This window comes from Streptomyces lienomycini (assembly GCF_027947595.1).
GTDB lineage: Bacteria > Actinomycetota > Actinomycetes > Streptomycetales > Streptomycetaceae > Streptomyces > Streptomyces lienomycini.
The window spans coordinates 6,170,255-6,196,099 of record NZ_CP116257.1 but is presented as its reverse complement, the minus strand read 5'-3'; the positions used below and the strand labels follow the sequence as shown (position 1 = coordinate 6,196,099).

General features: G+C 72.6%; 23 protein-coding genes, 1 other RNA gene and 3 pseudogenes. 18 read left to right on the top strand and 9 right to left on the bottom strand.

Features of this window, described 5'->3' with window-relative positions:
• Positions 1–124 precede the first annotated feature (124 nt).
• The 6 genes and pseudogenes from BJ961_RS28285 to BJ961_RS28260 all read left to right on the top strand — a co-directional run bounded on the left by BJ961_RS28285 (position 125) and on the right by BJ961_RS28260 (position 5,192).
• Positions 125–691: a Uma2 family endonuclease gene (locus BJ961_RS28285; RefSeq protein WP_271415615.1), complete on the top strand. Its 567-nt coding sequence runs from the start codon at positions 125–127 to the stop codon at positions 689–691.
• Positions 692–717: 26 nt separating this feature from the next.
• Entirely contained in the window at positions 718–1,551 is an 834-nt protein-coding gene (locus BJ961_RS28280; protein ID WP_271415614.1) for an AraC family transcriptional regulator, read from the top strand.
• 19 nt (positions 1,552–1,570) lie between these two features.
• Positions 1,571–2,398 (top strand): annotated as a pseudogene (locus BJ961_RS36225) (DMT family transporter); the annotation flags it as partial.
• A 70-nt stretch (positions 2,399–2,468) separates the two neighbouring features.
• Positions 2,469–2,882, top strand: an RNA gene (gene rnpB, locus BJ961_RS28270) — RNase P RNA component class A.
• A gap of 32 nt (positions 2,883–2,914) precedes the next feature.
• Positions 2,915–3,373, top strand: a pseudogene (locus BJ961_RS28265) (pyridoxamine 5'-phosphate oxidase family protein).
• Positions 3,374–3,545: 172 nt separating this feature from the next.
• Positions 3,546–5,192 (top strand): serine/threonine-protein kinase, encoded by a 1,647-nt coding sequence (locus BJ961_RS28260; protein ID WP_271415613.1) that lies wholly within the window; start codon positions 3,546–3,548, stop codon positions 5,190–5,192.
• Positions 5,193–5,239: 47 nt separating this feature from the next.
• Here BJ961_RS28260 and BJ961_RS28255 read toward each other — a convergent pair whose 3' ends face one another.
• Both BJ961_RS28255 and BJ961_RS28250 read right to left on the bottom strand, forming a co-directional pair.
• Complete coding sequence (locus BJ961_RS28255; RefSeq protein ID WP_271415612.1) at positions 5,240–7,438, bottom strand: serine/threonine protein kinase; 2,199 nt, start codon at positions 7,436–7,438, stop codon at positions 5,240–5,242.
• A gap of 96 nt (positions 7,439–7,534) precedes the next feature.
• Positions 7,535–8,362 (bottom strand): SDR family oxidoreductase, encoded by an 828-nt coding sequence (locus tag BJ961_RS28250; RefSeq protein WP_271415611.1) that lies wholly within the window; start codon positions 8,360–8,362, stop codon positions 7,535–7,537.
• A 150-nt stretch (positions 8,363–8,512) separates the two neighbouring features.
• On the opposite strand from BJ961_RS28250, the gene BJ961_RS28245 reads away from it, so the two are divergent.
• From BJ961_RS28245 to BJ961_RS28235, 3 genes are all read left to right on the top strand, one after another.
• Positions 8,513–9,139, top strand: a complete 627-nt coding sequence (locus tag BJ961_RS28245; protein WP_271415610.1) for a TetR/AcrR family transcriptional regulator — start codon at positions 8,513–8,515, stop codon at positions 9,137–9,139.
• A gap of 268 nt (positions 9,140–9,407) precedes the next feature.
• The gene (locus BJ961_RS28240; protein WP_271415609.1) at positions 9,408–10,430 is read left to right on the top strand and encodes a glycoside hydrolase family 11 protein; all 1,023 of its coding nucleotides are present in this window, start codon (positions 9,408–9,410) and stop codon (positions 10,428–10,430) included.
• A gap of 31 nt (positions 10,431–10,461) precedes the next feature.
• Positions 10,462–11,478, top strand: coding sequence for a polysaccharide deacetylase family protein (locus BJ961_RS28235; RefSeq protein ID WP_271415608.1), 1,017 nt, complete (start codon positions 10,462–10,464; stop codon positions 11,476–11,478).
• A gap of 58 nt (positions 11,479–11,536) precedes the next feature.
• Here BJ961_RS28235 and BJ961_RS28230 read toward each other — a convergent pair whose 3' ends face one another.
• Entirely contained in the window at positions 11,537–11,875 is a 339-nt protein-coding gene (locus tag BJ961_RS28230) for a MazG-like family protein (RefSeq protein ID WP_271415607.1), read from the bottom strand.
• A 30-nt stretch (positions 11,876–11,905) separates the two neighbouring features.
• Positions 11,906–12,448: a DoxX family protein gene (locus BJ961_RS28225; protein ID WP_271415606.1), complete on the bottom strand. Its 543-nt coding sequence runs from the start codon at positions 12,446–12,448 to the stop codon at positions 11,906–11,908.
• 156 nt (positions 12,449–12,604) lie between these two features.
• On the opposite strand from BJ961_RS28225, the gene BJ961_RS28220 reads away from it, so the two are divergent.
• Complete coding sequence (locus BJ961_RS28220; RefSeq protein ID WP_271415605.1) at positions 12,605–12,931, top strand: nuclear transport factor 2-like protein; 327 nt, start codon at positions 12,605–12,607, stop codon at positions 12,929–12,931.
• A 238-nt stretch (positions 12,932–13,169) separates the two neighbouring features.
• Here the strand turns inward: BJ961_RS28220 and BJ961_RS28215 are convergent, their stop codons facing one another.
• Positions 13,170–13,961, bottom strand: coding sequence for an SDR family oxidoreductase (locus BJ961_RS28215; protein WP_271415604.1), 792 nt, complete (start codon positions 13,959–13,961; stop codon positions 13,170–13,172).
• 132 nt (positions 13,962–14,093) lie between these two features.
• Between BJ961_RS28215 and BJ961_RS28210 the strand changes: the two genes are divergently transcribed.
• Positions 14,094–15,788: an alkaline phosphatase D family protein gene (locus BJ961_RS28210; RefSeq protein ID WP_271415603.1), complete on the top strand. Its 1,695-nt coding sequence runs from the start codon at positions 14,094–14,096 to the stop codon at positions 15,786–15,788.
• Here BJ961_RS28210 and BJ961_RS28205 read toward each other — a convergent pair.
• Positions 15,775–16,833 carry a Gfo/Idh/MocA family protein gene (locus BJ961_RS28205; RefSeq protein ID WP_271415602.1) on the bottom strand — a complete coding sequence of 353 codons (1,059 nt, stop codon included), beginning with the start codon at positions 16,831–16,833 and terminating at the stop codon, positions 15,775–15,777. The genes BJ961_RS28210 and BJ961_RS28205 overlap by 14 nt on opposite strands.
• A gap of 136 nt (positions 16,834–16,969) precedes the next feature.
• On the opposite strand from BJ961_RS28205, the gene BJ961_RS28200 reads away from it, so the two are divergent.
• From BJ961_RS28200 to BJ961_RS28180, 5 genes are all read left to right on the top strand, one after another.
• Positions 16,970–18,331: a multidrug effflux MFS transporter gene (locus tag BJ961_RS28200; RefSeq protein ID WP_381159645.1), complete on the top strand. Its 1,362-nt coding sequence runs from the start codon at positions 16,970–16,972 to the stop codon at positions 18,329–18,331.
• Positions 18,268–19,455: a serine hydrolase domain-containing protein gene (locus BJ961_RS28195; RefSeq protein ID WP_271415600.1), complete on the top strand. Its 1,188-nt coding sequence runs from the start codon at positions 18,268–18,270 to the stop codon at positions 19,453–19,455. Before BJ961_RS28200 ends, BJ961_RS28195 begins: the two co-directional genes overlap by 64 nt.
• A 576-nt stretch (positions 19,456–20,031) precedes the next feature.
• Positions 20,032–21,018 carry a small ribosomal subunit Rsm22 family protein gene (locus tag BJ961_RS28190; protein ID WP_271415599.1) on the top strand — a complete coding sequence of 329 codons (987 nt, stop codon included), beginning with the start codon at positions 20,032–20,034 and terminating at the stop codon, positions 21,016–21,018.
• 96 nt (positions 21,019–21,114) lie between these two features.
• Positions 21,115–21,771 carry a response regulator transcription factor gene (locus tag BJ961_RS28185; RefSeq protein ID WP_271417191.1) on the top strand — a complete coding sequence of 219 codons (657 nt, stop codon included), beginning with the start codon at positions 21,115–21,117 and terminating at the stop codon, positions 21,769–21,771.
• 125 nt (positions 21,772–21,896) lie between these two features.
• A complete protein-coding gene (locus BJ961_RS28180; RefSeq protein WP_271415598.1) occupies positions 21,897–22,814 on the top strand; it encodes a CPBP family intramembrane glutamic endopeptidase in 918 nt (305 codons plus the stop codon).
• Here BJ961_RS28180 and BJ961_RS28175 read toward each other — a convergent pair.
• Positions 22,809–23,015, bottom strand: a complete 207-nt coding sequence (locus tag BJ961_RS28175; RefSeq protein ID WP_271415597.1) for a DUF6243 family protein — start codon at positions 23,013–23,015, stop codon at positions 22,809–22,811. The two genes, BJ961_RS28180 and BJ961_RS28175, sit on opposite strands and share 6 nt — an antisense overlap.
• A 109-nt stretch (positions 23,016–23,124) precedes the next feature.
• On the opposite strand from BJ961_RS28175, the gene BJ961_RS28170 reads away from it, so the two are divergent.
• Positions 23,125–23,775 carry a TetR/AcrR family transcriptional regulator gene (locus BJ961_RS28170; RefSeq protein WP_271415596.1) on the top strand — a complete coding sequence of 217 codons (651 nt, stop codon included), beginning with the start codon at positions 23,125–23,127 and terminating at the stop codon, positions 23,773–23,775.
• A gap of 132 nt (positions 23,776–23,907) precedes the next feature.
• Positions 23,908–24,639, top strand: coding sequence for a bifunctional DNA primase/polymerase (locus BJ961_RS28165; protein WP_271415595.1), 732 nt, complete (start codon positions 23,908–23,910; stop codon positions 24,637–24,639).
• A 79-nt stretch (positions 24,640–24,718) separates the two neighbouring features.
• Here the strand turns inward: BJ961_RS28165 and BJ961_RS28160 are convergent, their stop codons facing one another.
• Both BJ961_RS28160 and BJ961_RS28155 read right to left on the bottom strand, forming a co-directional pair.
• A complete protein-coding gene (locus BJ961_RS28160) occupies positions 24,719–25,720 on the bottom strand; it encodes a hypothetical protein (RefSeq protein WP_271415594.1) in 1,002 nt (333 codons plus the stop codon).
• A pseudogene (locus tag BJ961_RS28155) lies at positions 25,680–25,817 on the bottom strand (iron transporter); the annotation flags it as partial. The gene BJ961_RS28160 and the pseudogene BJ961_RS28155, both read right to left, overlap by 41 nt.
• Positions 25,818–25,845 lie beyond the last annotated feature (28 nt).

The window sequence follows — 25,845 nt, the reverse complement described above, 5'->3', positions numbered from 1 at the left end:
AACGTTGACGTTGCGGCAGGGTCAAGCAGCCACGATCGAGGGAACGGCTTCCATGCTCGCGGAGAGCGGTGGGGTGGCTGCCCCACCATGGTCGGCGAGGAACGAAGGGAGATCCGCCTTGGCGATGACACACGATCCGATCTCACTGCAGCTGCTCGTGGAATGGTTCGTCGAGCTGGAGGCACCCACGGGCTTCCGGGCGGAACTCATCGAGGGCGAGTTCGTCCTCACGCCGCCGCCGGACGGAGAACATGAACACTGCATCAGCCGGATCGTGAGCCAGATGTACAGGCGGTCGCGAGCCGACATGCAGTTCTCCGCGCACAAGGGCCTGACCCTGAAGAGCGCGGAGGGCCAACCCCTGGACCATGTGATCCCGGACGGCACCTTCGTCCCCCGCGAGCTTCGGCTGTTCCGCGGGGCAGCTCCTTGGATGCCGTGCGAGGGCGTCACCCTGGTGCTGGAGGTGACGTCCCCGCGTCGGAGGACCGACCGCGAGACCAAGCGCCGCTGCTATGCACGTGGAGCCATGCCCTTCTACTTGCTCGCCGACCGTGAGGCATCCTCGATCACACTGTTCAGCGCCCCGGAGAGCGACGACTACCGACAGCACTGCACCGTCGCCCTCGGAAAGCCGCTCACCCTCCCCGCCCCCTTCTCCTTCGACCTGGACACCACCGACTTCCTCTGATCCCGTAGGAGCAGGGGTGGTCGGCGATGGACGCGCGCGGCGAGCAGGCACGCTGGACGAGGGCACGGCTGGGGGCGGCCGGCCCTCCCCTCGACCTCCTCACCGCCCGCTTCGACCGGCACGTCTACGCCCCGCACGCCCACGACGAGTTCACGGTGGGCGTCACCGTCGGCGGCCTGGAGGTCATCGCCTACCGGGGCGGGCACATCCACTCCGGGCCGGGCTCCATCGTCGTCCTGGAACCGGGCGAGGTGCACACCGGCGGCCCGGCCGCCCCCGACGGCTACTCGTACCGCGCTCTGTACGCGACCCCGCCCCTCCTCACCGACGGCACCCGCGCCACCGCCCTCCCACACTTCCGCGAGCCGGTCATCGACGACCCGGAACTCGCCGCCGCCCTGCGCGCCGCGCACACGGACCTGGCCCGCTGCCCCGACCCCCTGGAGGCCGAGTCCCGCCTGCCCTGGCTGCTCACGGCGCTCGCCCGCCGCCACTCCACGGCCCGCGCGGCCGACGACACGGTCCCCGGTGCCGACCGCGTCGCCCGCGTCGTACGCGACCGGCTCGCCGACGAACTCCTCGCCCCGCCGCCGCTGGCCGCCCTCGCCACCGACCTCGGTCTGTCCCGCTACCAACTCCTGCGGGCCTTCCGTACGGCGACGGGGATGCCGCCGTACGCCTGGCTCGCCCAGCACCGGGTGGCCAGGGCGCGCGGGCTCCTGGACGCGGGCCTGCGCCCGGCCGAGGTGGCGGCCCTGGTGGGCTTCGCCGACCAGGCGCACCTGACCCGCTGGTTCCGCCGGGTGCTCGGGGTGACCCCGGCGGCGTACCGCAACAGCGTTCAAGACCGCACCGGGTGAGGCGGCCGAGACTCGCCGCATGACTGCACGCGGCTGGTTCCTGTTCTCCCTGATGGGAGTGGTCTGGGGTGTCCCCTACCTGATGATCAAGGTGGCGGTGGACGAGGTGTCCCCGTCCGGCGTGGTGTTCACGCGCTGCGCGCTCGGCGCGGCCCTCCTGCTCCCCTTCGCCCTGCGCAAGGGAGACCTCTTCGGCACCGTACGACGCCACTGGAAGCCGATGCTGGCCTTCGCCGTGATCGAGATCATCGGCCCCTGGTGGACCCTGACGGACGCCGAGCGGCACCTGTCCAGCTCCACCGCCGGGCTGCTGATCGCGGGCGTGCCGATCGTCGGCGTGCTCCTGGCGCGCTTCTTCGGCGCCGCGGAGCGGGTCGGCGCCCGCCGGATCACCGGCCTCGGACTCGGCCTCGGAGGCGTCGCCGTCCTCACCGTCCCGCACCTCACCGGTGGGGACGCCCGCTCACTGGCCGAGGTGCTGGTGACGGTCGTCGGCTACGCCACCGCCCCCCTCATAGCCGCCCGCCACCTCAAGAACGTCCCCACCCTCCAGCTCATCACCCCCTGTCTCACCCTGGCCGCCGTCGTCTACGCCCCCGCCGCCTTCCTGACCCGGCCCACCTCCCTCCCCTCCGGCGAGGCCCTGGCCGCCCTGGCCGGCCTCGGCGTCGTCTGCACCGCGATCGCCTTCGTGGCCTTCCTGGAGCTGATCAAGGAGGTCGGCCCGGTACGCGCCGGCGTCATCACCTACGTCAACCCGGCGGTGGCCGTCGCCGCGGGCGCTCTGCTCCTGGACGAGGACCTGACCCTCGGCATCGGCGTCGCCTTCACCCTGATCCTGGCCGGCTCGGTCCTCGCGACGGCTGCCGCCGGTCCGGGGCGGGAGGTCCGCCGGGTACCATGGTCGACACGGCAGACGAGCCGGGCGGGCGGCCGCGTGGAGTCCCTCACGGGACTTCCCGAGGAACGTCCGGGCTCCACAGGGCAGGGTGATGGCTAACGGCCACCCGGGGTGACCCGCGGGACAGTGCCACAGAAAGCAGACCGCCGGAGGCTTCGGCCCCCGGTAAGGGTGAAACGGTGGTGTAAGAGACCACCAGTGCCCAGGGCGACCTGGGCAGCTAGGTAAACCCCACCCGGAGCAAGGTCAAGAGGAGACGCCTCCTCGCAAGAAGAGGCGCCTCTGCGCGGACGATCGAGGGCTGCCCGCCCGAGTCCGCGGGTAGACCGCTGGAGACCGGTGGCAACGCCGGTCGTAGATGGATGGCCGTCGCCGGAGGGCCCGCGAGGACCCTCCGGAACAGAACCCGGCGTACAGCCCGACTCGTCTGCCGCTTCCACCGGGCTCGCCGCGCACGGCAGGATGCGCGGCGTGACGACTTCCGACTTCGATACGGACACCTTCCTGCGGCGACCCCTCACCGCTCGCCTCGCCACCGGCGGGCCCACCGTGCGCCCGGTCTGGTTCCTGTGGGAGGACGGCGCGTTCTAAGTGCTGACGGGACCGTGGACCCGGTTGTTCGACCGGGTGAGGAGCGACCCGGACATCGCGCTCGTGGTGGACGAGTGCGACCTCGCGACGGGACGCGTACGGCAGGTGATCGCGCGAGGGCAGGCCGAACTGGTGCCGTTCGACGTCCCGAGGGGGCGACGCAAACTGGCCCGGTACCTGGGAGCGGACGAGACCCGTTGGGACGAGCGGTTCGTGCGCTACCTGTACGACGCGCCGAGCGAACGCGGCACGACGTGGCTGCGGTTGCGGCCGGCCTCGCTCACGGCCAAGGACCTCAGCTACTCCGTCGCTCCCGGGGAAAGCGGGTGACCGCGTGGTGTCCCGGCCGCCCCGGCCCGGGACGTGCAGGGGGAGGGGACGGGCCGTTGTCCCTCAACCTCGCGCGTGCCGGGGGAGGTTGGGGAGAGCCGTCCCCCGGGGGTCGGTATGGTGGGGGCGGATGCGGGTTGCCGAGTGGTAGCGAGAGGGATGTGAGAGACCGGTGCTGACCGGTGTACCTGATCAGCAGGCCGACGGGGGCTCCGGGCGGCTGATCGCCGGCCGGTACCTGCTGTTCGACGTACTCGGCAAGGGCGGCATGGGCGTCGTCTGGCGGGCCCACGATCAGCTGCTCGACCGGCCGGTCGCCGCCAAGGAGCTGCGCGTCGCCGTCGAGGGCGACGAGGACCGCCGGACGCGGATGCGGCGCGCGGTCCGTGAGGCGCGCGCCGTCGCCCGGGTGCCGCACCCCCACGTGGTCGGCGTGCACGACCTGGTCGAGTTCGAGGACCGGCTCTGGATCGTCATGGAGCTGGTGCGGGGGCCCTCGCTCGCGGCCCAGGTGCGCCGGTCCGGGCCGCTCACCCCGGGGCACACCGCGCGGATCGGGCTTCAGCTGCTCGACGCGCTCAGGGCCGTCCACCTCGCGGGCACCCTGCACCGCGACGTGAAACCGGCCAACGTGCTGCTGCGGCCCGACGGCAGCGCCGTACTCACCGACTTCGGCATCGCCGCCCTCGACGACGGCGAACTGCTCACCTCCACCGGCCAACTCGTCGGCTCCATCGAGTACATGGCACCGGAACGGGCCACGGCGCAGGACGCCGGACCGGCGTCCGACCTGTGGTCGCTCGGCGCCACGCTGGTCACCGTCTGCGGAGGACGCTCGCCCTTCCGCCGGCCCGAGTACGCGGCGACCATGCACGCCGTCGTGTACGGCGAGCCGGTGCTCCCCGAGCGGCTCGGCCCGCTCCGTCCCGTCGTCGAGGCGCTGCTGCGCAAGACGCCGGGCGAGCGCCCCACCGTCGACGACGTGGCGGCGGCCCTGCGCGGCGTCGCGGCGCAGGAGGCCACCGAGGGCGCCCTGCTGCCCGTACTCGGCTCCGCGAGCGGATCGGTCGCGTCCGACGCCGACGCTGTCACCGTCACCGTCGGCCGCGACGCCGAGGAGTCGGCCCGGGCCGGAGACACGCGGCTCGCACCCCCCGGGGGCTTCGAAGGCACGGCCGTCCACACCGTCGAGAGCACGTACACACCGTCCCCGGCGCGTCAGGCGAGCCCCGGCCGGTGGCTGGCGGGGACCCTCGCCGGAGCCGCCGCGCTCGTCGGCGTCATGGGCGGCGGACTGCTCCTCGCGGGCGTGACACCCTTCCAGGGCGACGACGAACAAGGGCCGGTCCAGGGCGCCACCGAAGCCCCCGCCCCGGCGGCGACCCCCCTGGCCTCACCCGTGGGGGCGCCCCAGGAGGCGTCCTACGAGCTGGTCGTGAGCGCCCAGCAGGGCTGGCAGCCGGTGGAGAACGCGGTGGTCCGGGCGGGCGACACCGTCACCGTGCGGTTCCGGCAGGGCGAGTGGACGGTCGACCAGCAGACCATGCCCATGACCGGCCCGGCCGGCTACGACGCGCAGTCCGACCGGACGCTGGACTTCGCGGCCCAGTGCAAGGTGGACCCCGACGCGCCCTTCGGCACGCTGGTGACCCGCCTCGCCGACACCCAGGACGCACCGGTCCTCGCCATAGGAGAGGCCAAGACCTTCAAGGCGGGCGGGGACGGCCTGGTCCAGCTCCGCATCAACGACGGCGAGGGCTGCCTCGACGACAACACGGGTGAGATCGACGTGGTCGTGGAGATCACCCACGAGCCCTGACGACGGTCTTCGGCCCGCTCGGACGCCGGGGTCACCGGAAGCCGGGGTCACAGGTCGGGCATGTCGTTGCGCTTCCACACCACCCTGCCGCAGAAGGCGCCGCCGTTCTCCGGGCTCCACTGCTCGTCGGTGCCGCAGTTGCCCTCGGGCGCACCGTCGGGGGAGACGGCGGTGACACGCACGATGTACTCGTACTTGTCGGGGAAGGACGCCTCGCAGTCGGTCACCGCGTTCCAGTAGATGCTCAGTACGTCGCCCTCGTGCACGGCGAACATGCACTGGCCGACGCGGTAGTTGCGGTTCAGGCAGAGGTTGGTCTCGGTGCCGTCGTCGTTGTCGTGCCACCAGACCATGTCCTCCGACTCGCAGCCGAGGTCCTCGGAGACGGAGCTGACCCGGTAGTAGGAGCCGGGGGCGGAGCAGGAGGCCACGGTGGGGGTGGTGGAGGACCAGTCGTCGTCGTCCCGGTGATCGCCGAGGCAGTCGTCGACGTCGACCGCGGCGAACTCCTCGTCCTCGGCGCTGAGCGGGGTGGTCTCGGGTTCGGCGGGCTCGTCGTACGCGTCGTCGGTGCTGCCGCCGTCGCCGTGGTCGTCGAGCGTCGAGTCGCCCGTGTTGCCGCCGTCGCCGTACTGGCCGACGGTGTCGCCGTACTGGCCGACGGTGTCGCCACCCGTCCCGGAGGCGTCGGTGTCGGTGTCGGTCGTGGCGGAAGCGGTGGCCGCCGGCTCGTTGTCGACGGTGTCCGAGGTGTCGTTCTTGTCGTGCTGCACCAGCCAACCGACCCCGATGGCGAGGAGGATGACCACGGTGACGACCGCCGCCCAGTTGAACTCGCCCGTCTTCGCCGGTGAGGGTGGCGCGGCGGGACTGACGGGACTGACGGGACGGGGGGTGGGTTCCGCCGCCTTCGGTCTCCCGGCGCCGGGCCGGTCCAGGTACAGGCGGCCCTTCGACACGCCCGCTTCGAGAGCCAGCACCTGGTCCCGCCTCAAGGCGTAGACGTGGGTCACGGCCTGCTTCCCGGGGGCGGTCAGCCGTACGTTGCGGGAGCCGACGGGGAGGGTGACGCTCTTGCGCTCACCCGGATCGATCTTCCTGACGAACCTGCCGCCGGAGTAGACCCGTACGGTCACCTTCGCGGTGTTGCGGACCCGGAGGACGGCCTTCGGGTCGAGCTCGTCCTGCTTCGGCTGACTCGGCTGACTCGGCTGACTCGGCCGGCTCGGCTGGCTCGACTTCTTCGGCTTCTTCTGCCGCTTCGGCTCGCCGGGGGGCTCGGTGAGGAGGCGGGTGGGGGGTGTGGTCCAGGTGCGGACGACGGTTTCGGCTTCGGAGAGGGCGGTGGCGCCTTCGAGGCGCAGGCCCTCCGCCGCGTAGAGGCCGATGAGGGTGGACCAGCCGGCCGGCAGGGCGTCGGGGACCGTGTCGTCGGCGAGGATGTCGAGGAGTTCGAGGGCGGTCGGCCGGTCGCCGGGGTCGCGGGCCAGGCAGGCGGTGACCGGTCCGGTCAGCCCGTCGGGCAGGCCGTCCAGGTCGATGTCGGCGCACCGTACGTAGTTGAGTTGCTGGAGCGGTTCGACGGTCTCCGGGTAGGGGAGCCGGCCGGCGGCGATGTAGTACAGGGTCACGCCGAGGGAGTAGACGTCGGAGGCGGCCGTGCAGGACTGGCCTTCGGCCTGCTCGGGGGCGGCGAAAGCGATGGTGCCGAGGGTGAGCCGGGTACTGGTGAGGTCGCTGGCGTGCGAGATGCCGAAGTCGATGACCTTGGGGCCGTCCCCGGTGAGCAGGATGTTGAGGGGTTTCACATCGCGGTGCACGATCTTCCGGCGGTGCAGTTCGACCAGTGCCTCGGCCGCGCCCCGGCCGACGCGGCACACCGCGCCCACGTCCCGGAGCGCGCCGCGCTGCACCACCAGCGCCTCCAGGGAGGGGGCCGGTACGTACTCCATCGCCATCCACGGTTTGGCGTCCTCGGCGTCGGACCCGAGGACGCGGACCGTACGGGGACTGGTGACCCGGCTGGCGAGTTCGACCTCGCGGCGGAAGCGCTTACGGGCCTCGGTACTGACTCCGCCGGGCGCCAGCACCGTCTTGAGTGCCGCGAGCCGACCGGTCTCCTGGTCCCGGCCCAGATAGATGATCCCCATCCCACCGGTGGCGAGCTGCCCGAGCAACCGGTACGGACCGAGGCTGCGCTCCTCACCGCTCAGCTCGACGATCCCCATCGTGAACCGCTCCGCCACCGTGCCTCCCCCTCGACTCGCCCTCCGCCACACCATGACGGTGACGCGGACTCGACGGGGGCCGGTTCCCCGGCGGGGATCGTCGCCGGGCGCCGGTCAGGGACGCAGGGCCGTGGGCTGCGCGTCCGGGCGTATCGCCGCGTCGGTGCCGCCGTCCACGTAGAGGACCGCGCCGGTGGTGAACCGGGCCTCGGGGCGCAGGAACTGCTCCACCCAGAACGCGATGTCCCGGGGCTCGCCGAAGATGCCCAGCGGCATCGGGGTCGGGAAGGAGTCGGGGTCCAGCTCCTCGGCTGCGCTCGTGGAACCGGTCATGAGCGGGGTCAGGACGGCGCCCGGGGCGATCGCGTTGACCAGGATGCCCTTGCGGCCCCACTCGGGGTCGGTGGCCGTACGGCGCACCCAGTGGGCCAGGGCCAGCTTCGAGGTGGCGTACGCGGAGATGCTGGGGCTGGACTCGGACAGGGTCGGGGGCAGCACGCTCTGCGCCTTGGTCGCGCGCTCGCGGGAGGCGTTCTCGTCACCGGCGAGCAGCAGCTCCACCAGGGTGTCGTCGATCAACGGCACGGTGCTGGCGGAGTTGGAGCTGATCACGACGACGCGGGGCGCCTCGGCGCGCTCCAGCGCCTGGTGCAGCCCGTCGAGCAGGGCGACGGGGCCGAAGTAGTTGATGGACGCCACGGCCGCCGCGTCCTTGAGGTTCGGTCCGACACCGGCGACGGCGGCGACACCGTCGACGACGCCGCCGCTCCGCTCGAGGATCTCGCGCACGGCGCCCCGCCGGCCCTCGGGGGTGCCGAGATCGGCGATCACGTCGGCGGAGCGGAGATCCACCCCGATCACCCGGTGGCCGGCCGCGCGCAGCCGCTCGGCGCTGGCGGCGCCCATGCCCGACGCGGAACCGGTGACGACGAAAGTACCCATGGTGTTGCTCCTGTGCTGCCGGGCCGCGCCCTTCGCCACCCTCGCTCCAAACATAGCTCAATCAGTGATTGGATGATGATTCGGACCTGATGGAGGGCTGGCTCCCGCCGTCGGCGCCGACCCGGTTCCCGGCTGTGCTGGAATGTCCGTATGAGCAGTCCCAGCGATTCCTCCACCCGTGAACGGCTCCTCGCCGCGGCCAAGAAGCTGTTCCTGGAGAAGGCTCCGGACCAGGTGTCCGTCCGTTCCGTCAACGCCGAGGCGGGACTCAACGCGGGGGCCGTGCACTACCACTTCGGCTCCCGGGAGGGGCTGGTCTCGGCGCTGCTCGAACAGGAGCTGGGGCCGCTGTGGCTGGAGCGCATGGCCCCGCTGACGAGGGGGCCGGTCGACGCGACGTCGGTCCGCGACCTGACGGCCAGCGTGGTCGAGCCCTTCGCCGAACTCGTGCGCACGCCGGACGGCCGCATGCTCTGCCACCTGCTGGCCCGCTCGGCCATGCCGACGGGACGGCTGCCCAACGTCTCCACCCAGTTCCTGCCGGCCCCGTTCGAGGTCATGATCGGCCGGGCGCTGCCCGAGCTGTCGGTCGACGAGGTCACCGAGCGCTGCGCCCTGGCCTTCGGCCTCATCCTGGAGACCTACGGGCGCCCGCTCGCCGTGACGCCCACGGCGTCGTCCCCGTTCCCGCACCCGGCCACCGTCATCGCGTTCGTCACCGCGGGGCTGACCGCGCCCCCCGCCCTCCTGCCGCCGCACCCGGTACCCGAGCCGTAGTCCCGGAGGCCCGGGTCGGCTCGCGCGCGTATCGGCTCCGAAAGTTTCGAATCCCGGTGTTTCGCTTTCCGGGAGTCGCGCCGGACACTCTGTGGGCCGCGGGCTCGTTCGCGGCTCGCATGTCGAGTGAACTGCTACGTCGTCCTCGCGTGTGCGTCTTCGGCGATCTCGAAGGTTTCGAAACATCTACCGAAACTGTTGACGCTCGACGGGTGCGGGCCAACACTGGCGCCGTTGACCGAACCCCCACGGGAGAGGAACGCCTGTCATGAACCTGCTCATGCCGTCGCGGCGCCGCAGACGTGGTCCCGTCACCCTGCTCGTCAGAAGCGCGTGGGCCGTCGCCCTCGCCGCACTCGCCGCGCTGATGCTGCCGGGCACCGCCCGGGCCGACACGGTCGTCACGACCAACCAGGAGGGCACCAACAACGGCTACTACTACTCGTTCTGGACCGACAGCCAGGGCACCGTCTCCATGAACATGGGCTCCGGCGGCCAGTACAGCACCTCGTGGAGCAACACCGGCAACTTCGTCGCGGGCAAGGGCTGGAGCAACGGCGGGCGCAGGACCGTGCAGTACTCGGGCAGCTTCAACCCGTCCGGCAACGCGTACCTGGCGCTCTACGGGTGGACGTCGAACCCGCTCGTCGAGTACTACATCGTCGACAACTGGGGTACCTACCGGCCCACGGGCGAGTACAAGGGCACCGTCACCAGTGACGGCGGCACCTACGACATCTACAAGACGACCCGCGTCAACAAGCCCTCCGTCGAGGGCACCCGCACCTTCGACCAGTACTGGAGCGTCCGTCAGGCGAGGCGGACCGGCGGCACCATCACCACCGGCAACCACTTCGACGCGTGGGCGCGGGCCGGGATGCCGATGGGCAGCTTCAGCTACTACATGATCATGGCCACCGAGGGCTACCAGAGCAGCGGCAACTCCAGCATCAACGTCGGCGGCACGGGCTCCGGCGGTGGCGGCGACAACGGCGGCGGCGGGGGCGGCGGTGGCGGTGGCGGCGGTGGGTGCACCGCGACGCTGTCCGCCGGGCAGAAGTGGGGCGACCGGTACAACCTCGACGTGTCCGTCAGCGGGGCCAGTGACTGGACGGTGACGATGAACGTGCCGTCTCCCGCGAAGGTCATGTCGACCTGGAACATCAACGCGAGCTACCCCGGCGCGCAGACGCTGACGGCCAGGTCGAACGGCAGCGGCAACAACTGGGGTGCCACCATCCAGGCCAACGGCAACTGGACCTGGCCCTCGGTCTCCTGCAGCGCGGGCTGACCCCACCGCACGACAACCGAGAGGAGGAACCATGCGTACGCGCACCGGACCCCGCCCGTCGTCACGCCCCCTGCGCACCCTGGCCACCGGCGTGGCCGTGACCGCGCTGGCCGCCGCGGGCACCGTCGTCGCCGGCGCCGCCCCGTCCCAGGCCGCCGCCTGCACCGGCTACGTCGGGCTCACCTTCGACGACGGCCCCTCCGGCAGCACCCAGTCGCTGCTCAACGCGCTGAAGCAGAACGGGCTGCGGGCCACCATGTTCAACCAGGGCCAGTACGCCGCCCAGAACCCGTCCCTGGTCCGGGCCCAGGTCGACGCCGGGATGTGGGTCGCCAACCACAGCTACACCCACCCGCACCTGACCCAGCTCGGGCAGGCCCAGATGGACTCGGAGATCTCCCGCACCCAGCAGGCGATCGCGGGCGCGGGCGGCGGCACGCCCAAGCTGTTCCGGCCGCCGTACGGCGAGACCAACGCGACGCTCCGGTCGGTCGAGGCCAAGTACGGGCTGACCGAGGTGATCTGGGACGTCGACTCGCAGGACTGGAACAACGCCAGTACCGACGCGATCGTGCAGGCCGTCTCCCGGCTCGGCAACGGCCAGGTCGTCCTCATGCACGACTGGCCCGCCAACACCCTCGCGGCCATTCCGCGCATCGCCCAGACCCTGGCGGGCAAGGGACTGTGCTCCGGCATGATCTCGCCGCAGACCGGCCGCGCGGTCGCCCCCGACGGCAGCGGCGGGGGCGGGGACGGGGGAGGCGGCGGTGATGGTGGCGGTGGCTCCTGTACCGCGACGCTGTCGGCCGGGCAGCGGTGGGGCGACCGGTACAACCTCGACGTGTCCGTCAGCGGGGCCAGTGACTGGACGGTGACGATGAAGGTGCCGTCGCCGGCCAAGGTCATGTCGACCTGGAACATCAACGCGAGCTACCCCGACGCCCAGACGCTGACCGCCAGGTCGAACGGCAGCGGCGGCAACTGGGGCGCCACCATCCAGGCCAACGGCAACTGGACCTGGCCCTCGGTCTCCTGCAGCGCGGGCTGACCGAGTCACCGGTCCGCACCCGTGACCGACTCCCACGGGTGCGGACCCCTTCGCGCGCTCACCCGCCCAGCGACCGGCCCGCCACCCGTGCCAGATGCCGCCCGAACACCTCCCGGGCCTCGGGGGTCAGCGTCCGCAGGGCCACCATCGCCGTGATCACGACGTCGCACAGCTCGGCCTCCACGTCGTCCCAGGAGTGCGTGCGGCCCTTGCGCGGGTTCTGGCCGGTCGCGCCGATCACCGCCTCGGCGACCTCGCCGACCTCCTCCGACAGCTTCAGCATGCGCAGCAGCAGGCCCTCCCGGCCGCCGACGGGCTGGTCCGCCTCCAGCCACGTCCACAGGGCGTCGATGGTGTTCCAGGGGTCGGCGGGAGCACCGCCGGGATCGTCCGTCATACCGGGAGCCTGCCACGGACTGTCGCGGCGTCAGTCGAACAGGGGCTCCTGCTCCCCCTCCGCGGCCTTCCGCAGCCGCTTGTTCCGCGCCCCCACGATCGCGGTCGTGGCCGCCGCCGTCGCCGCGAAGGCGGCCGGGACCATCCAGTTCCGGTTGACGGCGTGGCCGAGCACGTGGTCCAGCGAGAGGCGGCCGGGGCCCGTGACCGCGAGTCCGGCGGCCGTCAGGCCGAGGGACGCCGCGTACTCGAGGCCGCCGGCCTGGGCGAAGAAGCCGTTCGGGGCGTGCACCGCCGCGGCGCCCGCCATCGCGCCGGCCGCCGCCGCCCCCGCGGCCGGTGTGGCCAGGCCCAGCGCCAGCAGCGTCCCGCCGCCCGCCTCCGCGAGGCCCGCCGCGGTGGCGCTGGCCCGCCCCGGGGCGTACCCCATGGCCTCCATGGCCTGGCCGGTCGCCTCTATACCGCCCCCGCCGAACCAGCCGAGCAGCTTCTGCGCGCCGTGCGCGGCCAGGACTCCGCCGGTACCCAGGCGGAGCAGCAGCAGGCCGAGATCACGCCGGTCACACCAGTTCACGTCGACTCCCTCGCAGACAGCGGCGGCTCATCCCCCCACCGTCGCCCGTCCGCGGCGTCCCGGCCCGTCGCGGGCGCCGTTCGGGTGGTGGGCCGGATGGCGGGCCCGGGGACGGACCGGGTGGCGGGGGTGCGGGGCCGGTGTGACGCTGCCGCCATGACGATTCAGACCACGCGACTCAGCGACCCGGCCGTCCGCGCCTTCGTCGCCGCCGTCAACGCCCACGACCGCGAGGCCTTCCTCGCGCTGCTCGCGCCGGACGCCACGATGGCCGACGACGGAGACGACCGGGACCTCGACCAGTGGATCGACCAGGAGATCTTCTCCTCCAACGGTCACATGGAGGTCGACAACGAGTCGAACGGCGGTCGCGCCCTGATCGCCCGCTACCGCAACGACACCTGGGGCGAGATGCGCACCCGGTGGGACTTCACCGTCGACGAGGGCGGCCACATCACCCGGTTCGAGACCGGGCAGGCCTAGCCGGGACCTGACGCGACAGCCGTTCCGCTCACCGGCGTTTCCCGCGGTACCACTCGGGCCCCCCACCGGTGCCGCGGAACGGCTGTCGCCTTCCCCCCCTCGGGTACGGCCCGCGGGCCCCCGAAGACCAACGCTCCAAGTGTGAAGCTCTGGTGAAGGAGAGTTGAGCACACGTCCTCCACCGGCCGCAATACCGTGGAGTGTGAAACTCCGATTGTGTGACCCGTGCGGTGCGTGCTCAGCCGCGTCCCACGTACGGCATCGCCGTCGCCATGACCGTCGCGAACTGCACGTTCGCCTCCAGCGGCAGCTCGGCCATGTGCCGCACCGTGCGCGCCACGTCGGCGACGTCCATCACGGGCTCGGGTGCCGTCTCCCCGTCGGCCTGGAGCGCGCCGGTCGCCATACCGGCCGTCATGTCGGTCGCCGCGTTGCCGATGTCGATCTGGCCCACCGCGATGCCGTAGGGGCGGCCGTCCAGCGACAGTGACTTGGTCAGGCCGGTCAGCGCGTGCTTGGTCGCCGTGTACGCCACCGAGTGCGGACGCGGCGTGTGCGCCGAGATCGAGCCGTTGTTGATGATCCGGCCGCCCTGCGGGTCCTGCTCCTTCATCTGCCGGTACGCCGCCTGCGCGCACAGGAAGGCGCCGTTGAGGTTGGTGTCCACCACGTGCCGCCAGGCGTCGTAGGGCAGTTCCTCGACCGGCACACCGCCGGGGCCGAACGTCCCCGCGTTGTTGAACAGCAGGTCCAGCCGTCCGAACCGGTCCCGCACTGCGGCGAAGAGGGCGGCCACCTCCTCCGGGCGTGACACGTCCGCGCGGACGGTGAGCGCCCTGCCGCCGCCCGCGGGCGCCGCCGCGGCCGTCTGCGCCAGGGTCTCGGGGCGGCGGCCGGCCAGGGCCACCGCCCAGCCCGCGGTGAGCAGTTCGACGGCTACCGCCCGGCCGATGCCGGACCCGGCACCCGTGACGACGGCGACCTTCCGCGCGCCGGGGGTTTCCTCGTCGGTGATTCTCACGGTGTTCATGGGTCGGCAGCGTACGGGGCCCGGAGCGGGCGGAACTCATCCTTCCGACACGCGATCGCCATGTCCGCGCCAAGCCCGGGTCGTTCCGGCCCCTTCGAATGCCCCTTGCAACCACCGCCAGGGGAGGAACGGATGACACCCGCGAACCACCAGGACCCGACCCGTGCCGCGCACCGGGGCCAGGCCCCGGTCCCGGCCCGGCCGCAGCCCTCGCACGCGCCCGAACTCCGCGCCGCCGCCCGCGGCCTCGGCCGCCGCCGCTTCCTGACCGTCACCGGCGCCGCCGCCGCGCTCGCCTTCTCCGTGAACCTGCCGACCGCCGGAACCGCGAGCGCCGCCGAACTGGACGCCGCGCGGCTCACCGACGACCCCTTCACGCTCGGCGTGGCCTCGGGCGACCCGCAGCCCGACTCCGTCCTGCTGTGGACCCGGCTGGCCCCGTCCCCCTACCAGGCCGACAGCGGACTGCCCGCCCAACGCGTCGAGGTGAGCTGGGAGCTGGCCCTCGACGCACGGTTCCGGCGCGTCGTCAGACGCGGCAGGACCACCGCCCACCCCGAGTTCCACCACACCGTCCACGTCGAGGTCGACCACCTCGCCCCCGGCCACGTCTACCACTACCGCTTCCGCGCCGGCCGGTACGTCAGCCCCGCCGGCCGCACCCGCACCGCGCCCGCGCGGCACGGCCGCGCCGCCGACCTGACCTTCGGCCTGGTCTCCTGCCAGCGCTACGACCAGGGCTACTACACCGCGTACCGGCACCTGGCCGAGGACGACGTGGACTTCGTCCTCCACCTCGGCGACTACCTCTACGAGTACGCCGTCAACGCCACCGGCGGCTCCCGCGCCTACCCCGCGGGCACCCTGCCCGCCCACTTCGCCCACGAGACGGTGACGCTGGAGGACTACCGGCTGCGGTACGCCCTCTACAAGTCCGACCCCGACCTGCGGGCCGCGCACGCCGCCCACCCGTTCGTCGTCACCTGGGACGACCACGAGACCGAGAACAACTACGCGGGCGACACCCCGGAGAACAGCGTCCCGCCGGAGGAGTTCCTGCTCCGCCGGGCCGCCGCCTACCGCGCCTACTGGGAGAACATGCCGCTGCGCCGGCCCCAACTGCCCGACGGCCCCGACCTGAGGCTCTACCGCCGCCTGCACTGGGGACGGCTGGCCCAGTTCGACGTCCTCGACACCCGCCAGTACCGCTCCAACCAGGCGTACGGCGACGGCTGGCAGTTCCCCGGCCCCGAGTCCGAGGACCCCGCGCGCACCCTCACCGGCGACGCCCAGGAGCGCTGGCTGATCAACGGCTGGCACCGGTCGGACGCCCGGTGGAACGTGGTGCCCCAGCAGGTCACCTTCTCCCAGCGGTACAACTCGACCAGCACGCCGTCCAAGGTCTCCATGGACTCCTGGGACGGCTACCCGGCCTCCCGCGAGCGGGTACTGGCCGGCGCGCAGGCCGCCGGGGTCGACAACCTCATGGTCCTCACCGGCGACGTGCACGTCTCCTACGGCTTCGACATCAAACGCGACTTCGACGACCCGGACTCCCGGACCGTGGGCACGGAGATCGTCACCACCTCCGTCACCAGCGGCGGCAACGGCTCGGCGAAGCCGTCCAACTGGGACACCCTCATGACCGCCAACCCGCACCTGCGGTTCTTCAACGGACTGCGCGGCTACGCGACCGTGTCCCTCGGCCGGGAGTCGGCGCGCGCCGACTTCAAGACGGTGTCCCACGTGACGACCGAGGGTGCGCCGCTCACCACCGCCGGGTCCTTCGTGACCGAGGCGGGGGAGCCGGGGCTCAAGCCGGCGTGACGACCGGCTCTGCCGCTTCTCCCTGTTCTCCCGCTTCTCCCGCTTCTTCCGTTTCTCCCGGGTAGCGGACGCCGACGCGGTCCCTGATCGCGTCGAGCGTCCGCATCACGGCCAGCGTGCCCTCCAGCGGGACCAGCGGCGACTCGGTCTCCCCGGCGCGCAGCGCCCGCATCACCTCCCGGGCCTCGTGCTTGAGGCTGGCGCGGGGACCGTCCGCCGGGTCGGCCCGGAACTCCTGCGGATCCTGGCCGTCCCGGTGCAGCACGAAGTGGTCCGGGAAGAAGAAGCCGTACGGGACGTCGATGCGGCCCTCGGAGCCGGTGATCGACGCGGAGTTCGGCGTACCGCCGGTGATCGAGCAGTGGACCGAGGCGAGGGCGCCGCCGTCGTAGGAGAGCAGCGCGCCCGTCTGGAGGTCGACGCCCTCCTCCGAGAGCACCGCGCGCGCCGCCACGTCCGACGGCTCGCCGAGCAGCAACTGCGCGAAGGACACCGGGTACACGCCCAGGTCGAGCAGCGCGCCGCCGCCCTGCGCGGGGTCGCGCAGCCGGTGCGCCGGGGGGAAGGGGCCCGCGAGGCCGAAGTCCGCCTGGAGGCTGCGGACCTCGCCGATCGCGCCGCCGTCCACCAGCTCCTTCAGACGGCGCACCAGCGGGTTGCAGTACATCCACATGGCTTCCATCAGGAAGACGCCGTTCTCGCGGGCGAGCGCGACCAGTTCCGCCGCCTCGCGCGCGTTCAGCGTGAACGGCTTCTCGCACAGCACGTTGCGGCCCGCCTCCAGGCAGAGGCCGGCGGCGGCCCGGTGCGCCGAGTGCGGGGTCGCCACGTACACCACGTCGACGTCCTCGTCCCGCGCCAGCGACTCCCAGCCGCCGTACGCCCGCGCTATCCCGAACCGCTCGGCGAACGCCTTCGCCGACGCCTCGGTCCGCGAGGCCACCGCCACCACCTCGGCGTCCGGCAGATCGACCAGATCCGCCGTGAACGTCGCCGCCATTCCGCCCGTCGCCAGAATCCCCCAGCGCACCTTCTGCCCGGTCACCGCTGACACCCCGCCCCACCCTCGCTCAGGTTCGTTCGTCGTTCGTTCGTCGTTCGTCGTTCGGGTCTGTTCGTTCAAGTCCGTACGAGCTGAGAGCATAGGTGGCGGATCTGCAGAAGAGGGAGGGGCACATCACATGCCCGAGCGCGGGCCGTCCATACCGCACAAGTCACCGGACATGACCATCACGGAATCGGCGGCACATCTGCCGCAGACATCGCATTCGTCGTATTCGTCGCAAACGCCGCCCACGCTGCCCGCCGCGCGGCGTATCAGTCTGCTCGTCACACTCATCCTCGGCAGCCTGACCGCCACGCCGCCCCTGGCGATGGACATGTACCTCCCCTCGCTCCCGGAGGTCACCCGGTCGCTGGGCGCACCCGCCGCGACCGTCCAGCTGACGCTCACCGCGTGCCTGGCCGGCATGGCCCTCGGGCAGATCGTCGTCGGGCCGATGAGCGACAAGTGGGGACGCCGGCGCCCGCTGCTGGCCGGACTCGCCGTCTACGTCGTCGCCACCGCCCTGTGCGCCGTCGCGCCCACCGTGGAAGTCCTCGTCGCCTTCCGGCTCCTGCAGGGACTCGCCGGCGCCGCCGGGATCGTCATCGCCCGCGCCGTCGTACGCGACCTGTACGACGGCGTCGCCATGGCCCGCTTCTTCTCCACCCTCATGCTGATCTCCGGCGTCGCGCCGATCGTCGCGCCGCTCATCGGCGGACAGATCCTGCGCTTCACCGACTGGCGGGGCGTGTTCGTCGTCCTCGTCGTGGTCGGCCTGGCGCTGGGCGCGGTCGTGTGGGCCAAACTGCCGGAGACGCTGCCCGTCGAGGAACGGCACGCGGGCGGTGTCGGCGACACCCTGCGCGCGATGCGCGGGCTGCTCGCCGACCGTGCCTTCACCGGGTACATGCTCGCCGGCGGCTTCGCCTTCGCCTCGCTGTTCGCCTACGTCGCGGCCTCGCCGTTCGTCATGCAGGAGATCTACGGAGCCTCCGCGCAGACGTTCAGCCTGCTGTTCGGGCTCAACTCGATCGGGCTCGTCGTGGTCGGCCAGATCAACGGCAAGGTTCTCGTCGGCCGGGTCAGGCTGGACCGGGTGCTCGGCCTCGGCCTCGTCGTCGTGATCGCCGCCGCGACCGTGCTGCTGCTCATGTCCCTGGGCGTCTTCGGCGAGGTCGGGCTCGGGCCGGTCGCCGCCGTACTGTTCGTGCTGATGTCCGCGATGGGCATCAGCCTGCCCAACACCCAGGCGCTCGCCCTGATGCGGGTCAAGAAGTCCGCGGGCTCCGCCTCCGCGCTGCTCGGCACGTCCTCCTTCCTCATCGGCGCCGTCGCCTCCCCGCTGGTGGGGATCGCGGGGGAGGACACCGCCGTACCGATGGCCCTGGTCCAGCTGGTCGCGGCGGTCCTCGCGCTCGGCTTCCTCGTGACCATGTGCCGCGGGCAGGGGAACGGCAACGGAGCGGGGCAGGGTGCAGGCAAGGGAGCGGACAGCTGAGCGCTCCCAGACTGCGCGGCGACACCCCGGAGCGGGCCGGGCTCGACCCCGACACCCTCCGCCGTGTCGTCGCCCAGGTACACGACCTCACGGCCGGCGAACGCCCCTGGGCGGCGGGCGCCGTCGTGGCTCTCGGGCGCGGACCCGTACTCGCCGTCGAGGAAGCGGCGGGCTGGGCCGTGCGGTACGCCTCCTACGACCCCGGCACCGACAGGGGCGTGGAGCTGCCCGCGGGCTCGCGGGTGCCGATGACCGTGGACACGCCGTTCGACCTGGCGTCCCTGACGAAGGTCTTCACCGCGGTCGCCGCCGTGCAGCAGATCGAGCGGGGCACGCTCGGCATCGACGCGGAGGTCGGCGCCTACCTGCCGGACTTCCGGGCCGCGGCCCGGCACCGCGTCACCGTACGGCAGTTGCTCACCCACACCTCGGGGCTGCGGCCCGAACTCCCGCTGTACGACTGCGCCGACGACGAGGCACGGCTGCGGCGGCTGCGCGCGGAGCCGCCGGTGGGGGTGCCCGGCACGTACTGCTACTCCGACCTGAACCTGCTGCTCCTCCAGCAGGTGCTGGAACGCATCACCGGCCGCGCCCTCGACGTCCTCGTCCGGGACGGGATCACCCGGCCGCTGGGCATGACCGCGACGGGCTTCGGGCCGTGTCCCGGTGCGGCGGCCACGGAGGACCAGCGGCGGCCCTGGGCCAAGGTGGACCGGGGGATGCTGCGCGGGGTGGTGCACGACGAGAACGCGTGGGCGCTGGGCGGGGTGGCCGGCCACGCGGGGCTGTTCTCCACGGGGCGGGACCTCGCCGTCTTCTGCCGGACCCTGCTCGCGGGGGGCTCCCACGGGCCCGCGCGCATCCTCGGGCCCGACTTCGTGGAACTGCTCCTCGCCGAGCCGGGGCTCGGCTTCGCCCTCGACCAGCCGTGGTTCATGGGCGAGCTGGCGGGGCGCGGGGCGGCCGGGCACACCGGGTTCACCGGCACGATGCTCGTCCTCGACCGGGCCACGGACACCTTCGCGGTCCTCCTCGCCAACACCGTCCACCCGCGCCGCCGTGCTCCGGCCAACGGGCCCCGGGCGGCGCTGTGCACGGGGGTGGCGCGGGCGGTGCGGGTCTGACGGGTGGTGGGGGTGCGGGTGGTGCCTGCGGCGCCTGGTGCGGGTTCGGTGGGGGTGCGGGTAGCGCCTTGGGTTCGGTGGGGGGTCGGGGCCGGGACGGGGGTGTCCGTCCTCGGAACGGCGCGGAATCGGTCGCTTGAAGAGGCTCGTGGCGTTGACGCGCCAACCGCTGCGGGCGGACACCCCCCGACCCGTCCCCTTTCCGCCGTACGCGGCTGACCCTCGCCCCTCTCCGGTGCCGCTTCGCGCCGTACGCGGCTTTCCGGTGACTCCTCTTCGGGGGCGCTTCCCGCCGTACGCGGCTTTCCGACGGCTCCTCTTCGGGGGCGCTTCCCGTCGTACGCGGCTTTCCGGCGCCGTCTCTCCGGTGCCGCTACCCGCCGTGCGCGGCTCACCCGCCGTCGCTGCGAGTTGTGCCTTCCCCGGTGTCTGAACGGACTGGGAGGTGTCCCCGCGGCGGCACGGGTGGGCGCGGCACCCCGTGACGCCGGGCCGCGCTCCCCGTCCCCCCGCGTGCACATCCGCGCCGGGTGGCCACGGCGGCCCGCCGCGCGGAGTGCCTCGTACAATCGCCGGGTGAACCACCCCGCCCCCGCCGACACCCTGCGCGCCGCCCTCGCCGACCTCGTGGACGGGCTGCCGCCGCGGCAGGCCGCGCAGGCCGTGGAGCGGCTGATCGCCAACTACCGCGGGGACACCCCGACCCACGCCCCCATCCTCCGGGACCGTGCCGACGTCGTCGCCTACGCCGCGTACCGCATGCCGGCCACCTTCGCCGCGGTGCGGTCCGCGCTGGCCGCGTTCGCCGAGGCCGTGCCGGACTGGGTGCCCGGCAGCCACGTGGACGTGGGCGGGGGGACCGGCGCCGCGACCTGGGCCGTCAGCGACGTCTGGGACGGTGAACGGCCGGTGACCGTGCTCGACTGGGCCGAACCCGCGCTCGCCCTCGGCCGGGAGATCGCCGCCTCGCACCCCGCCCTGCGCGACGTCCGCTGGCAGCGCTCCCGGATCGGAGCGGCGCTCACCGTCGAGAGCGCCGACCTCGTCACGGTCTCCTACGTGCTCAACGAACTGACCGACTCCGACCGTGCCGCCCTCGTCGACGCCGCCGCCGGAGCCGCGCGGGCCGTCGTGATCGTCGAGGCCGGCACCCCCGCCGGCTACGGCCGCGTCATCGAGGCCCGCGACCGGCTGATCGCCGCCGGGTTCCGGGTCGCGGCGCCCTGCCCGCACAGTGCCGCCTGCCCCATCGCGCCCGGCACGGACTGGTGCCACTTCGCGGCCCGCGTCAGCCGGTCCAGCCTGCACCGGCAGGTCAAGAGCGGGTCCCTCGCCTACGAGGACGAGAAGTTCAGCTACGTCGCCGCCACCCGGCTCCCCGTCTCCCCGGCCCCCTCCCGCGTGGTCCGGCGTCCGCAGATCCGCAAGGGCCAGGTCCTGCTCGACCTCTGCGAACCCGATGAGCGACTGAGCCGCCGTACCGTCACCAAGCGCCACGGCGACCTGTACAAGGCCGCACGCGACGCCGCCTGGGGTGACCCCTGGCCGGTCGGGGACGAGTGACGGTTGCGGACGTCAACGATGCTTGCCAGTAGGGTTGTTGGCGGCCCCGACGATCTGGAAGTGGACCTCCCCGTGGAACGTGAAGCGCACCCCGCCCTGCGGATCGTGATCGCCGAGGACGACCCGCTGCTGCGCGAAGGACTCGCCCTGCTGCTGCGCGCCGAGGGCCTGGACGTGGTGGCCACCGCGGACACCGCCGAGTCGGTGCTGGCGGCCATCGACGAGCACGAGCCCGACGTGGCCATCCTGGACGTGCGGATGCCGCCCACGCACACCGACGAGGGAGTCCGCGCTGCCGTCGAGGCGCGGCGGCGCCGACCCGGGCTCGCCGTCCTGGTGCTGTCCGCGTACGTGGAGCAGTCCTTCGCCACCGACCTGCTGACCGGCGGGGTGGGCGGCCTCGGCTACCTGCTCAAGGAACGCGTCGGCCGGGTCGAGGAGTTCATGGACGCGCTCGGCCGGGTCGCGGGCGGCGGCACCGCCATCGACCCCGAGGTGGTCGCCCAACTGTTCACCCGGACCCGGCAGGACACCCGGCTGGAGCGGCTCAGTCCGCGCGAGCGGGAGGTGCTCGGTCTGATGGCCGAGGGGCTGGGCAACAGCGCCATCGCCGGGCGGCTCGTGGTCACCGACGGCGCGGTCCACAAGCACATCCGCAGCATCTTCGCCAAGCTCGACCTGTCCCCGGCCGACCAGGTCGACCGGCGGGTGGCGGCCGTCCTGCACTACCTGGAGAACGCCCAGCCGCACTGACCGGCCGGGTACAGCCTGCTGTACCTCGCTCGGGGCGTGCGCGGCAATGTTTCCCGGGACCGCGGCTGGTGTGCTGAACACGTCGGTTCAGCAGACCGGTTCAGCCATCCCGAAGGGACGTCGCGGTGACCACGTACGCACAGAGCAGGGCGCACACCGGAGGGGACGACCGGGCGGGCGGTCTGCGGGGCAGTATCCGGCGTGCTCCGACGACCTGGTTCTTCTCGCTGGCGTTCGGGCTGAGCTGGGTGGCCTGGACGCCGTACATCCTGGGCGGGAACGGCCTGGGCGTCCTCGGTCTCACCTTCCCCGGCGGCGAGGCCGGTGGCCAGCTCCTGGGCGTGCTGCCGGGCGCCTACCTCGGTCCCGTCCTGTCGGCGTTCCTGGTCACCGCGGCCACCGAAGGGCGGGCGGGACTGCGGGCCTGGACGGGGCGGATGACCAAGTGGCGCGTCGACTGGCGGTGGTACGCCGCGGTGATCGTCGCGGTGCCCGCCGTACTCACGGTGACGTCGATCGTGCTCGGCGGCGGCACACCGGTGCTGCCCGGTGCGGCGGTGCTTGCCGCGTTCGTGCCCGGACTCATCGTGCAGATGGTCACCACCGGCCTCGCCGAGGAGCCCGGCTGGCGCGACTTCGCCATGCCGATCCTCCAGCGACGCCACGGCGCCCTGCGCGCCACCCTGGTCGTCGGCCCGCTGTGGGGCGTGTGGCACCTGCCGCTGTTCCTGTCCGACTGGGGCGGCTACCCGGACGTGCCCTGGTGGCAGCCGGTGGAGTTCATCGCCACGACGATCGCCTTCAGTGTGGTGATGACCTGGGTGTTCAACCGCACCGGCCAGAGCCTGCCGCTGGCGATGCTGCTGCACGTGGGTGTCAACAACTACTTCTCGATCGCCTGGTCCGACATGTTCCCGCGGCTGTCCTCCGGCTACACCACACACGTGTTCCTTCTCAGCTCCGCCGTCGCGGCCACGGTGCTGCTGATCTCGACCCGGGGCCGGCTCGGCCACGAGCCGGCCCCGGACGCCCTGCGCTCATGACGTTCCGTCGGCGGTGTCCTGCCTGTCCTGCCTGTCTTGTTGTCGCTCGCGCAGGGCGCGCAGCAGTTCCCGCTTCCGGGCCTGCGGGGACGGGCCGCCGCCCACGCGGCCGGCCCGGTCGCCGCCGCGCAGGGCGTCGCGGCCGAGCTTGCGGCGGGTGCCGCCGACGCCCAGCATGTTGCCGCTTCCACCTCGGGTCATGGGGGCTCCTCCAGATCGGATACCAGTAGCGAAACGAGACGGCCCGTCTCGTTCGATGGCTCCACTGTCGGCGAGACGTACCGTCTTGTCAACCTGGTAACTTCGAACCATGGCCACCCACAAGTCCACGGACACCACGACCCCCGCCGCCGAGCGGCCGCACCCCGACGCCGCCCGGCGCAGCCAGCGGTCCCGCCAGGCCATCTACGACGCCGCCCTCGCCCTGGTGGGGGAGGTCGGCTACCCGAAGACCACCATCGAGGGCATCGCCGCCCGCGCCGGCGTCGGCAAGCAGACGATCTACCGCTGGTGGTCCTCGAAGGCGGACGTCCTGCTGGAGGCCTTCCTCGACCTGGGCGAGCGGCTCGTGGAGGCGGCCGGCGAGGAGGCGTACACCATTCCGAACACCGGCGACGTGGCCGCCGACCTCAAGGTCGTACTGCGCTCCACCGTCGACGAACTGCGCGATCCGAAGTTCGAGGCCCCCTACCGCGCCCTGGCCGCGGAGGGCGTCGTCAACGAACAGCTGGGCCGGACCTTCGTCGCCCGGCTCCTGGAGCCGTCGCTCCAGCTCCACGCCGACCGGCTGCGCGCGGCCCAGGAGACGGGCGAGGTGCGGTCGGACATCGACCCGCGGATCGCGCTGGAACTCTTCGTCTCCCCGCTCGCCCAGCGCTGGCTCCAGTACACGGGGCCGTTCTCGCACGACTACACCGACACGCTTGTCGACTACGCCCTCCACGGGCTCGCCCCCCGGTGACCCCGCCCAGCGGTGATCTCCGCAAGCCCGGAGAAGCCTGACCAGGGAAGTTTGTCCGTTCGCGACCCCGAAGCGCGGAATGGTGCGACGATAGGGCATGCTGGAGCGCACGACGGCGAGGCAAGGGGATAGATGAGCGCGGAGTTCGGCGGTCGGAGCGGTCTGCAGGGCAAACTCTCCTCGTGGCTGCGCGGACGCCGCCCCAAGGAGGCCCCCGGAGACGGCGGCCGGGAGGACCTGCTGCTCGCCGCCGCCGGTGCGGGACTGCCCCTGGCACCCGCCGCGCACCCCGCCGGATACCGTTGCTCCTGCGATCGCGTGGGCTGCCCCACCCCCGCCCGGCACCCGGTGTCGTTCGCCTGGCAGACGCAGTCCACGACCGACCGCGCGCAGATCGAGCGCTGGGCCCGGCACCAGCCCGAGGCCAACTTCATCACCGCCACCGGCATGGTCCACGACGTCCTGGACGTGCCCCTGGAGGCCGGTCGCGAGGCGCTGGAGCGGCTGCTCGACGCCGGGGTCGAGGTCGGCCCGGTCGCCGAGAGCGACGACGGACGCATGCTGCTGTTCACCCTCACCCGCGGCACCCCCGACGACGAGGACGAGTGGTGGCCCTGCGAGCTGGACTGCCACCCCGAGACCATGGACGAGCACCCCGGACTGCGCTGGCACTGCCGCGGTTCCTACGTCCTCGTACCGCCCGCCCGGCTGCCCGGCGAGCATCGCACCGTGCACTGGGTGCGCGGGCCCGAGCATCCGCTGCCGGACCCGCTGACCCTGCTGGAGACCCTCACCGACGCCTGCGCCCGGCACGTCGGCGAGGAGAGCGACCACGCGGGCGCCGCCTGGCCGCTGCGCCGCTGAGAACCCCGCGCCGCCGAAGGCCCCGGGGCGCCGAGTGGTCCCGGGGCGCCGAGTGGTCCCGGGGGCGTGCGGGGGGGGGCTACTCGCCCTTCGCCGACGTCATGCCCTGGACCCGGCCCAGCAGTGACACCTGTCCGTCGCCCGGGCCGTCCGCCGGGTCGAGCGCGACCTCGTTGGAGACGAACTCCATCGTCAGCGACTGCTTGATCTCGCCTTCCGTCAGCGCCAGCACGTCCTTGTTCGGCGTCGGCACGGACGCGCCCTGCGCGGCGGTCTGCTTCTCGAAGTGCCGCGTCGAGAAGAACACGAGCGCCCCGCCGTCCTTCGTACGCAGCGCCAGCGGCGCGTAGTCGCCGTTCGTCAGCGGTTCGTCGATGTACTGCGTGACCAGGCCGGGGCGGGACGACCGCTTCCCGCGCAGCTCCCGCCACGAACTGGTGTGGACACCGTCCGCGAAGGTCTTCCCGCCGTCCGCGAGGTACGTCGCGTAGCCCTTGCTGAGGTCGGCCGGTGCCACGCTCACGTCCGTGGAGTTCGCGGGAACGGCCTCGGCCCAGCCGTCCCGGTCGGTCTTGAACTCGGGCATCTTGCCGGGCGCGACCAGCGTCAGGTACGCCGCCTCCCAGACCTCGTCCAGGCCGTCGCGGGTGAAGACCAGCAACCAGCGTGCGTTCCCGCCCTTGTTGGCCTTGGCGTCCGCGACGAACCAGCGCGGCCAGCCCGCCTTCTTCGGGATCGTGAACGTCGCGTCGGTCAGCTCCAGCGGCGTGTGCGACGGGTTCCCGTCCGGATGGTTGGCCCGGCCCGCCTTCAGCCGCGCCGAGTCGATGGCGGCGAGGGCACCCGTCGTGCGGTCGGCGTCCAGGGAGGCGTCGTACGCCTTGTCGGCCTTGTTGTACGCGGTGGTGAACTGCTCCAGCGCCTTCGCGGCCTCGGCCCGGGTGACGGCGGGCAGCACCTCGCGCTCACCGTGCACCACCACGCACCCGCTCGCCGTCAACGACAAAGCGGTCGCCGAGGCGGATATGAGCGCGCACTTCTCAAGCCTGCGGGGCCTTCGAGGGCCGTGATCCCTGCTCATCAGGTTCCTTCACCTTCCCCTTCCCGGAGGCGAACCCTACCGGGGCGCGGGCGGCCGCGAGCGCCGGGACCGGGTACAGCGGCCACACCGTGACCTCCGGGTCACGGCGTGCGGTGCGGGACGAC

Bases quoted from the DNA above. Each gene is read 5' to 3' on its own strand.
- BJ961_RS28285 (WP_271415615.1), top strand. From the start codon at position 125: ATGACACACGATCCGATCTCACTGCAGCTGCTCGTGGAATGGTTCGTC.
- BJ961_RS28280 (WP_271415614.1), top strand. From the start codon at position 718: ATGGACGCGCGCGGCGAGCAGGCACGCTGGACGAGGGCACGGCTGGGG.
- BJ961_RS28250 (WP_271415611.1), bottom strand. From the start codon at position 8,362: ATGGGTACTTTCGTCGTCACCGGTTCCGCGTCGGGCATGGGCGCCGCC.
- BJ961_RS28245 (WP_271415610.1), top strand. From the start codon at position 8,513: ATGAGCAGTCCCAGCGATTCCTCCACCCGTGAACGGCTCCTCGCCGCG.
- BJ961_RS28240 (WP_271415609.1), top strand. From the start codon at position 9,408: ATGAACCTGCTCATGCCGTCGCGGCGCCGCAGACGTGGTCCCGTCACC.
- BJ961_RS28235 (WP_271415608.1), top strand. From the start codon at position 10,462: ATGCGTACGCGCACCGGACCCCGCCCGTCGTCACGCCCCCTGCGCACC.
- BJ961_RS28230 (WP_271415607.1), bottom strand. From the start codon at position 11,875: ATGACGGACGATCCCGGCGGTGCTCCCGCCGACCCCTGGAACACCATC.
- BJ961_RS28220 (WP_271415605.1), top strand. From the start codon at position 12,605: ATGACGATTCAGACCACGCGACTCAGCGACCCGGCCGTCCGCGCCTTC.
- BJ961_RS28215 (WP_271415604.1), bottom strand. From the start codon at position 13,961: ATGAACACCGTGAGAATCACCGACGAGGAAACCCCCGGCGCGCGGAAG.
- BJ961_RS28210 (WP_271415603.1), top strand. From the start codon at position 14,094: ATGACACCCGCGAACCACCAGGACCCGACCCGTGCCGCGCACCGGGGC.
- BJ961_RS28200 (WP_381159645.1), top strand. From the start codon at position 16,970: ATGCCCGAGCGCGGGCCGTCCATACCGCACAAGTCACCGGACATGACC.
- BJ961_RS28175 (WP_271415597.1), bottom strand. From the start codon at position 23,015: ATGACCCGAGGTGGAAGCGGCAACATGCTGGGCGTCGGCGGCACCCGC.
- BJ961_RS28170 (WP_271415596.1), top strand. From the start codon at position 23,125: ATGGCCACCCACAAGTCCACGGACACCACGACCCCCGCCGCCGAGCGG.
- BJ961_RS28165 (WP_271415595.1), top strand. From the start codon at position 23,908: ATGAGCGCGGAGTTCGGCGGTCGGAGCGGTCTGCAGGGCAAACTCTCC.
- BJ961_RS28160 (WP_271415594.1), bottom strand. From the start codon at position 25,720: ATGAGCAGGGATCACGGCCCTCGAAGGCCCCGCAGGCTTGAGAAGTGC.